10 protein-coding genes are annotated in these 8,455 nt (G+C 66.0%); 9 read left to right on the top strand and 1 reads right to left on the bottom strand.

Annotated features, from left to right (window positions below; all coding sequences use genetic code 11):
• The 7 genes from J6500_RS31250 to J6500_RS31220 form a co-directional block, all read left to right on the top strand.
• On the top strand, nt 1-1,564 hold a 1,564-nt coding region (locus J6500_RS31250), incomplete at its 5' end, for a DUF5801 repeats-in-toxin domain-containing protein (protein WP_225716548.1).
• A gap of 179 nt (nt 1,565-1,743) precedes the next feature.
• Nucleotides 1,744-2,208, top strand: a complete 465-nt coding sequence (locus J6500_RS31245) for a hypothetical protein (protein WP_225716547.1) — start codon at nt 1,744-1,746, stop codon at nt 2,206-2,208.
• 15 nt (nt 2,209-2,223) lie between these two features.
• Nucleotides 2,224-2,499, top strand: a complete 276-nt coding sequence (locus J6500_RS31240; protein ID WP_225716546.1) for a hypothetical protein — start codon at nt 2,224-2,226, stop codon at nt 2,497-2,499.
• Between the two features lie 115 nt (nt 2,500-2,614).
• Nucleotides 2,615-2,869: a hypothetical protein gene (locus J6500_RS31235; RefSeq protein ID WP_225716545.1), complete on the top strand. Its 255-nt coding sequence runs from the start codon at nt 2,615-2,617 to the stop codon at nt 2,867-2,869.
• A gap of 7 nt (nt 2,870-2,876) precedes the next feature.
• Entirely contained in the window at nt 2,877-3,035 is a 159-nt protein-coding gene (locus tag J6500_RS31230; protein ID WP_225716544.1) for a hypothetical protein, read from the top strand.
• A gap of 141 nt (nt 3,036-3,176) precedes the next feature.
• On the top strand, nt 3,177-4,559 hold the full coding sequence (locus J6500_RS31225; protein WP_225716549.1) for an NfeD family protein: 1,383 nt from the start codon (nt 3,177-3,179) through the stop codon (nt 4,557-4,559).
• Entirely contained in the window at nt 4,556-5,317 is a 762-nt protein-coding gene (locus tag J6500_RS31220; RefSeq protein ID WP_225716543.1) for a slipin family protein, read from the top strand. The genes J6500_RS31225 and J6500_RS31220 overlap by 4 nt, the downstream gene beginning before the upstream one ends.
• 146 nt (nt 5,318-5,463) lie before the next feature.
• On the opposite strand, the gene J6500_RS31215 is transcribed toward J6500_RS31220, so the two are convergent.
• Nucleotides 5,464-5,646 (bottom strand): hypothetical protein, encoded by a 183-nt coding sequence (locus J6500_RS31215; RefSeq protein ID WP_225716542.1) that lies wholly within the window; start codon nt 5,644-5,646, stop codon nt 5,464-5,466.
• Nucleotides 5,647-5,989: 343 nt separating this feature from the next.
• Between J6500_RS31215 and J6500_RS31210 the strand changes: the two genes are divergently transcribed.
• Complete coding sequence (locus J6500_RS31210; RefSeq protein WP_225716541.1) at nt 5,990-6,397, top strand: Hsp20/alpha crystallin family protein; 408 nt, start codon at nt 5,990-5,992, stop codon at nt 6,395-6,397.
• Nucleotides 6,398-6,407: 10 nt separating this feature from the next.
• On the top strand, nt 6,408-8,455 hold a 2,048-nt coding region (gene lon / locus J6500_RS31205; RefSeq protein WP_225716540.1), incomplete at its 3' end, for an endopeptidase La.

Below are 8,455 nucleotides of genomic sequence, written 5' to 3'. Positions count from 1 at the left end.
CGGCAACACCATCGAGGGCCATGTCGGCACCACCACCGGCACGCTGGCCTTCACCATCGCGGTGAATCCCGTGAGCGGGCTGGTGACCTTCACCGAGTATCGCGCGGTGAAGCAAGCGCTCGGCACCGATCCGGACAGCGGCGAAGGCAAGTCGCTGACATCTGGCATCGTCAATCTGGTTGCAAAGATCACGGACAAGGACGGCGACTTCCAGACTGCCAGCATCGACCTCGGCAAGCAGCTGACCATCACCGACGATGGCCCGACGATCGGAGGGTTCGATCACGTCGCCCTCCCCACCGAAAACAATCAGACCGCCGACGGCGCCTACGATGTCAATTTCGGAGCCGATGGCGCCGCCGCGATGCTGCTCGCCATCCACAACGGCGCCGTCGGCAGCACCGGGTTCAATCTGGCCACGTCCGACCTCGGCGGCGGCATCACGTCGGTGCACGTCACCGGAAATGACGCCGATTACACCTTTTATTATTCGACCCATGCGGTCAGCGCCGGTGTCGAGCTGAACGCCTATTTCAGCAACTTGAATGGAACGCTGACCGATCCCTACTTCACGCTCACGATCAATCCGGACGGAACCTATTCGTTCGATCTCGTAAGCGTCGAGGTCCTGAAGCAGGTCACCGTCTCCGGTTCCGATTTCGGCGCCTCCGGCAGCGGCACGCCGTCACTCACCTCGCCGGACCAGCAACTCGTCATCACCGGCTCCGACAACAGTGACAATCCGATCGACGTCAAGGCGTCCAGCAATGGCATCGCGGTCGGCGATACCGGACTGCAAATGGATTCCGACGAGCGATTGAACCTCTCATTCGTGAAGGAGCAATCGCATGTCAGCTTCATCCTGACCCAGTGGCAGGGCAACGGCACCGCGAACGTCGTTTTCAACGTCCTCGACGGCAGCAGCAACGTCCACAGCTTCAATATCGACGTTCCGAAGCCGTCGGGCGGCGTCGCCAACGTCGTGGTGTTGGAAACCTCCGATGCGTCGCTGATCGATACCCATACCTTCGACAGCGTAACCCATACCTACACGCTCTATGTCGGACACGAGTTCAATCAGATCCAGGTCGATTACGATCACGAGGCCGCCGGCAACGCCACCTTCACCGTCAACGACATTACCTACAACAAGGAAACCACCATCCCGAGCACCGATCTTCTGTTCGACGTCTCGGCCTTCGACAAGGACGGCGATTCGGCCGCGACGACCCTTCAGGTCGATCTTGAGGGCGGCACGTCGGGCGCGGTCGTGCTGGCCTCCACGTCTCTGGCGACGCTGGCCGCAGCCCCGACAAGCGAAGCTCCCGTAACGCCCGCGGACACCTTCCTCTTCACGGAGCAGACATCCAGCTCAGCCGTGCCAGCGCCCGCTCCAACGACGCTAGCCGCGCCGCTGGATCTGGGCCCGGCGTGGTCTGCTCCGCACGAAGGCACCGCGGCGGCTCTCGCGCTGCCGGCGATGCCGGATGCGCCCGCCGTCGATCATTCAGGCAGCTATTTCAAGCTGGTTGCGGACCATGCGCCGCATGATCTGATCCTGTAGTTGTCAGACCGGACGACGAGCCCCGCGGATCGGCCCCGGCTTTCGCCGGAATCGCCGCCGCGGACCTTTATGGAATCCCTATATCTCCGCACCCTGCCTCATCTCGTTTTCAAACAGCCGTCCGGCCATTTTTCGGCGTGCGGCCACCTGCGTTCGGCCGCGCGGGACGAGATGATGCCATGTCACTGTATGCAGAACACACCTCCACCGACCTGAGCGACCGGCTGCGCGACGCCTATGCGGTCACCGCCGAGTTCATGGCCGACATCATCGACCAGACCTGCCGGCGCTTCCCGTCGATCGGGCAGAGCGGCAAAGCCGTCCATGTCGAGCGCCTGATCCGATCGGGCGCCTGGACCGATGCGGCGCTGGCGCTGATCGATCTCGAGCTGCCGCAATGGCAGGTCCGCCGCCTCGTCTATGACGAAGGCGAATGGCACTGCGCATTGTCGCGTTCACGCGAGTTGCCGGACTGGCTCGACCAGTCGATCGAAACCCATCATGCCGACCTCGCACTCGCAATCCTCGCCGCCTTCATCGAGGCGCAGCGGATCGCCGCACCCGAGACGCGAACCAGCGTCCCCGCAGTGCGCCGCGACGCCAGCGCCTTCCATGAGCCGCTGTTCGTCGACAATATCGGCTAAACCGACGACATCGCCATGGCAGCGAAGGATCTTCCGCAGGGCTTGCGGTCGGTGCAAGTGCTGGTCCGGTTCGGCTTCCGCCTGGCCATCATGATCGGCTTTGCGATGTTCGCCGGCGTCGGCTTCGGCAAGGGCCTGGTCGCGCTGCTGTGGATGTCGGCGCTGATCTGCGCCTTCGTCGGTCTCGCTAAACGCGAGGCGCCATTTGCCGCCCAGCTCAATCATTGGGACGAGATGACCGCCTATGCCGCGCTGTGCGCGCTGGCCACCGGCATCGTCCAGCACTCCTGACGCCGATTCCGAAATCCTATGCGGCTCCTATGAATTCTGCCGCCGGTCGCGCTCGATTTCATATCCAGCCAGGCGGACATTGATCACGTGACTATCACTGCAAGGACACACCAACGTGAAACTCGTCGAACCTCCCTCATGCAGCTCCGCATCTTCCATCGTCTTCATCGGCCGCAACCACCGCGGCCAGTGGGTCGCCCAGCAACAGAACGGCCTGTTTGGCGGCCTGTTCGTCAACCGCGCCCAAGCCGTCAAATACGCGCTGTTCGAGAACGGCCAGCACCCCGAAATGATCATCGAGCTCTCCCGCGAGATCGAGCTCGACATCGGCGGCCAGCCCGCAAGTCCCCCAACCCGCCGCGCGGCTTGAACCGACGATGATACCGCTGGCGCATTCGACCCAACGGCTGTCGGGATTCATCCCCGATCTTCCGACTCCGTTCGATGATCGCGGCGAGATCGACACCTATGCTTCGGCCGAGGTCGCGGACGCGATCTCCGGATGGGCCGATGAGTATCTCGCGGCCGCGCAGTAATATTCGGTGCGACCGTATCAGCGCCGTCCCGAACGCGATCCATTGCAACGCACAATGGCCAACGCGCGCATCGCCGTGACAGTGCGGCCATATTGAGGTTCCGCACCGGCGCCCCATATGCTCGGCAAGGGAGTGCTTGCCGTGCAGACCTTAAGGGCTGCCCTCGTTGCGGTGACGGCGGTCACCGCGCTGCTTCTCTCGATCCGTTCCGCTGCCGCGGAGGAGAACAGCCGCCTCGCTTTGACCATTTCGATCGACGGCGCGATCGGGCCGGCGTCGGCCGCCTATGTCAAGGGCGCGCTCGCCAAGGCCGCCGAACGGCGCGCCGGGGTCGTGGTGTTGCGCCTCAATACGCCCGGCGGTCTCAACACCAGCATGCGCGAGATCATCGCCGACGTGCTGGCCTCGCCCATTCCCGTGATCGGCTATGTCGCCCCCTCCGGCGCCCATGCGGCGAGTGCCGGGACCTACATCCTCTATGCGACGCATATCGCGGCGATGGCGCCGGGCACCAATATCGGCGCCGCGACGCCGGTGCAGATCGGCGGGCTGCCGGGCCTGCCCGGCGGCGAAAAGGACGGCAAGGACAAGAAGGACGGCGAGGGTCAGCAGCCGAAGGACGCCATGATGGCGAAGGCGACCAACGACGCCGTCGCCTTCATCCGCAGCCTCGCCGAGCTGCGCGGCCGCAATGCCGATTGGGCCGAGAAGGCGGTGCGGGAGGCCTCCACCCTCTCCGCCAACGCCGCACTGCAGGCCGGAGCCATCGAGCTGGTGGCGCGCGATCCGGCCGACCTGTTGAAACAGGTCGACGGCCGCACGGTCGAGGTCGGCGGCAAGACGGTACACCTGTCGACAAGGGATGCGACGCTCGAGGCGATCGAACCGGACTGGATCTCGCGCCTGCTTGCCGTCATCACCGATCCCAATGTCGCATTCATCCTGCTGATGATCGGCATCTACGGGCTGATCTTCGAATTCATGTCGCCGGGCCTGATCGGCCCCGGCGTCGTCGGCACGATCTGCCTGCTGCTCGGGCTCTATGCGCTCAACATGCTGCCGGTCAACTACGCCGGCTTCGCGCTGATGCTGGTCGGCATCGCGCTGCTCGCCGTCGAGGCCGTCAACCCGACGGTTGTGATCGGCGCCGGTGGGCTCATCTCGTTCGTGCTGGGCGCGCTGATGCTGTTCCGCGGCGAGGCGCCGGGCTACACGCTGTCATGGTGGGTGATCGGCATCACCACGGCGCTGTTCGCCGCCTTCCTGGTTGCCGTGCTCGGCGCGCTGCGGCGCGCCGCCAAGGGGCCCGCCCAGGTCGGCGCGCAAGCCATGCAGGGCCTGCCGGCCGAGGTGCTCGACTGGTCCGGCACCTCAGGTCACGTCTTCACCAATGGCGAGCGCTGGCAGGCGCGCGGCACCGAGACGTTCAGATCCGGCGAGACGGTCGAAGTCGCCAACATCATCGATTTGACGCTGGTGGTGCGGCGCGCGCCGGCCGCCACCGGCGAGGGAGGTCAAGCATGATGCTCGATTACTTAACCTATGCGGCGATCGCGCTATTGGTCGTGATGTTCCTGTCGCAGGCGATCCGCGTGCTGCGTGAATATGAGCGCGGCGTCGTCTTCACACTGGGCCGCTTCACCGGCGTCAAGGGTCCGGGGCTATTCCTGCTGATTCCGGTGGTGCAGCAGCTGGTGAAGGTCGACCTGCGGGTGGTGGTGCAGGTGGTGCCGCCGCAGGACGTGATCTCGCGCGACAACGTCTCGGTCAAGGTCAATGCCGTGCTCTATTTCCGCATCGTCGATCCCGAACGCGCCATCATCAAGGTCAACGACTACATGGCCGCGACCAGCCAGCTGGCACAGACCACGCTGCGCTCGGTGCTCGGCAAGCACGAGCTCGACGAGATGCTCGCCGAGCGCGACCGGCTGAATGCCGATATTCAGGAGATCCTCGACAAGCAGACCGACGTCTGGGGCATCAAGGTCACCGGGATCGAGATCAAGGACGTCGATATCAACGAGACCATGGTGCGGGCGATCGCCAAGCAAGCCGAGGCCGAACGGCTGCGGCGCGCCAAGGTGATCAACGCGATGGGCGAGCAGCAGGCCGCCGAGAAACTGGTCGAGGCCGGACGTATCCTCGCCGGCGAGCCGCAGGCGATGCAGCTGCGTTACTTCGCGGCGCTGCACGACATCGCCGGCGAGCGTTCATCGACCGTGGTGTTTCCGCTGCCGATGAACCTGCTGGATCACCTGACGCGGCGCAGCGAGCCGACCTGATCGCCCCGGTGCTTAGCCCGCCAGGCCGGCCCCGGGGCCGCGCATGTAATGCGCCTCGGGCCCGTAGAGGCTGATCGGCTCCTCGCCGATGCAAGCCAGCGTTTTTGAACAGCGCCTCGCCGGCGCGACGCAGCAAAGCACGCATTTCAGTAGTCCCACTTCTCGCCGAGCACGGCCGGCGGGCGCGGATACTTCTCGGCATCGCCGCCGAGCAGGCCGACATTGAGGTTCATCCGCGCCCAGTCCTCATGGCCGCGATGCAGCAGCAGCTCGTTACGCAGGCGGTGGATCTTCGCGGCGGCGATCGCGCGGTGAATGGTCCGGAACATGGCACGAATCCGCTTCCAATTCCGCCGCAGCGTCATGCGACTGGCTGCGGCAGGCATCCGGACATCGTGTGAATAGAGCATGGTCATGTCCCACTCTCCTTCCGCCGGCGCGCATGGGCGCACGGCGTCAAGCGGAAAGATGCGGAGACGGACGTAGGAATTCGAGATGGCGCTGGAACCAGCTGCATAGCCGCGGCATAAAAGCCTTGCGCCGGCGCCGCCCGAGCCTGCTGCAATCGGCACATTGTGGCGATTTAGCCCTCGCAACGACCGGTCCGGACCGGTTTACGGTCGGCGGCAAGACCGGTAACCTCACCTCCCAACGCGACATGGAGAGGCGCCCATGCGGCCCAAGGACCCCGTCAACTGGATGCTGTCGGATGCGATCGAGACGCTCGCCCGCGCCGAGCGCATGCATCAGCGCTTCCTCAATCTGCACCCGCTCACCGAGAGCCGCGAGCCGAGCTGGGAACCGCCGATGGACGTCATCGAGACCGATGACGAGATCCTGATCTTCATCGCGCTGCCGGGGGTCGACCCCGCCGACGTCCAGACCGCGCTCGACGGCGCGACGCTCGTCATCAGCGGCCGCCGTGCTTTGCCGCCCGAGCTGCGCAATGCCCGCATCCTGCGCCTCGAGCTGCCGCAGGGCCGGTTCGAGCGCCGCATTCAGCTGCCGACCGGCCGCTACACAATCAACCGCTTCGCCGCGCATGGCTGTGTCGGCCTGCGCCTCGGCAAGTCGAGCTGAGGAGTTCGCCATGGCTTCCGACGTTTCCACCGCGGCGACGACATCCGCGCCGATCCCGAGCGATGCGCTGATCATCGTCCCCGCCCGCAACACCGTGCTGTTCCCGAACGTCATCGTCCCGATCACGATCGGGCGGGCGAAGTCGATCGCCGCGGCCCAGCAGGCGGTGCGCGAGCAGCGCCAGATCGGCATCCTGTTGCAGCGCGACGCGGAAGTGAACGATCCCGGCCCCGACGATCTCTACCGTGTCGGTACCGTCGCCAACATCGTGCGCTACATCACCGGCGCCGACGAGACCCATCATCTGGTCTGCCAGGGCGTGCAGCGGATGCGCGTGCAGGACTATCTGCCGGGCACGCCGTTCCTCGCCGCCCGCGTGCTGCAAATTCCCGAGCCGACCACGGCCTCGCCCGAGATCGAGGCCCGTTTCCTCAATTTGCAGCGCCAGGCGCTGGAGGCCGCGCAGCTGCTGCCGCAGGTGCCGCCCGAATTGATCGCCGCGCTGCAAGGCACCACATCGCCGGCGGCGCTGGCGGACCTTGCGACTTCCTACATGGACATCAAGCCGCAGGACAAGCAGGACATCCTCGAGACCATCGACCTCGTCGCGCGGATGGACAAGGTCTCGCGCCATCTCGCCGAGCGCATCGAGGTGCTGCGGCTGAGCCAGGAGATCGGGCAGAAGACCAAGGCCGCGTTCGACGAGCGGCAGCGCGAGGCGATCCTGCGCGAGCAGATGGCGACCATCCAGCGCCAGCTCGGCGAAGGCGACGGCAAGGCCGCCGAGGTCGCGGAGCTGACGAAGGCGATAGCCGCGGCCGGCATGCCGCCGGAGGCCGAGAGCCAGGCCCAGAAGGAGCTGCGCCGCTACGAGCGGATGCCGGAAGCCGCCGCCGAGTCCGGCATGGTGCGCAGCTATCTCGACTGGCTGATCGACCTGCCCTGGGCGCTGCCCGAGGAGAAGCCGATCGACATCGCCGAGGCACGCAAGATCCTCGACGAGGATCATTACGGCCTCGAGAAGATCAAGAGCCGCATCATCGAATATCTCGCCGTGCGCAAGCTGGCGCCCGGCGGCAAGGCGCCGATCCTCTGCTTCCTCGGCCCGCCCGGCGTCGGCAAGACCTCGCTCGGCCAGTCGATCGCGCGCGCGATGGCGCGGCCGTTCGTCCGCGTCAGCCTCGGCGGCGTGCATGACGAGGCGGAGATCCGCGGCCACCGCCGCACCTATATCGGCGCGCTGCCCGGCAACATCGTCCAGGCGATCAAGAAGGCCGGCGCGCGCAACTGCGTGATGATGCTGGACGAGATCGACAAGATGGGCCGCGGCATCCAAGGCGATCCGTCGGCGGCGATGCTCGAAGTGCTCGACCCCGAGCAGAACGGCACCTTCCGCGACAATTATCTCGGTGTTCCCTTCGACCTGTCGCGCGTCGTGTTCATCGCCACCGCCAACATGCTCGACGGCGTGCCGGGGCCGCTGCTCGACCGCATGGAGCTGATCAGCCTCGCCGGCTACACCGAGGAGGAGAAGCTCGAGATCGCGCGACGCTATCTGGTGCGCCGCCAGCTCGAGGCCAACGGCCTCAGGGCCGAGCAGGTCGCGATCGAGCCGGATGCGCTGCGGCTCGTCATCCGCAGCTACACCCGCGAGGCCGGCGTGCGCAACCTCGAGCGCGAGATCGGCAAGGTGCTGCGCAACGTCGCGGTGCAGGTCGCCGAGGGCAGCGCCAGCCAAGTCACCATCGCGCCAAAGGACGTCGCGACGCTGCTCGGCCAGCCGCGCTTCGAGAACGAGATCGCGATGCGCACCAGCATCCCCGGCGTCGCCACCGGCCTCGCCTGGACCCAGGTCGGCGGCGACATCCTGTTCATCGAGGCCTCTCGCACGCCGGGCCGCGGCACGCTGATCCTCACCGGCCAGCTCGGCGAAGTCATGCGCGAGAGCGCGCAGGCGGCGCTGACGCTGGTGAAGAGCCGCGCCTCGCAGCTCGGCATCGATCCTTCGATCTTCGAGAAGAACGACATCCACGTCCACGTGCCGGCGGGCGCGACCCC

This window comes from Bradyrhizobium semiaridum (genome assembly GCF_020329505.1).
Lineage (GTDB): Bacteria > Pseudomonadota > Alphaproteobacteria > Rhizobiales > Xanthobacteraceae > Bradyrhizobium > Bradyrhizobium semiaridum.
Note: the sequence above shows the minus strand (reverse complement) of the source record. Positions and strands in the feature narration are given on the sequence as shown.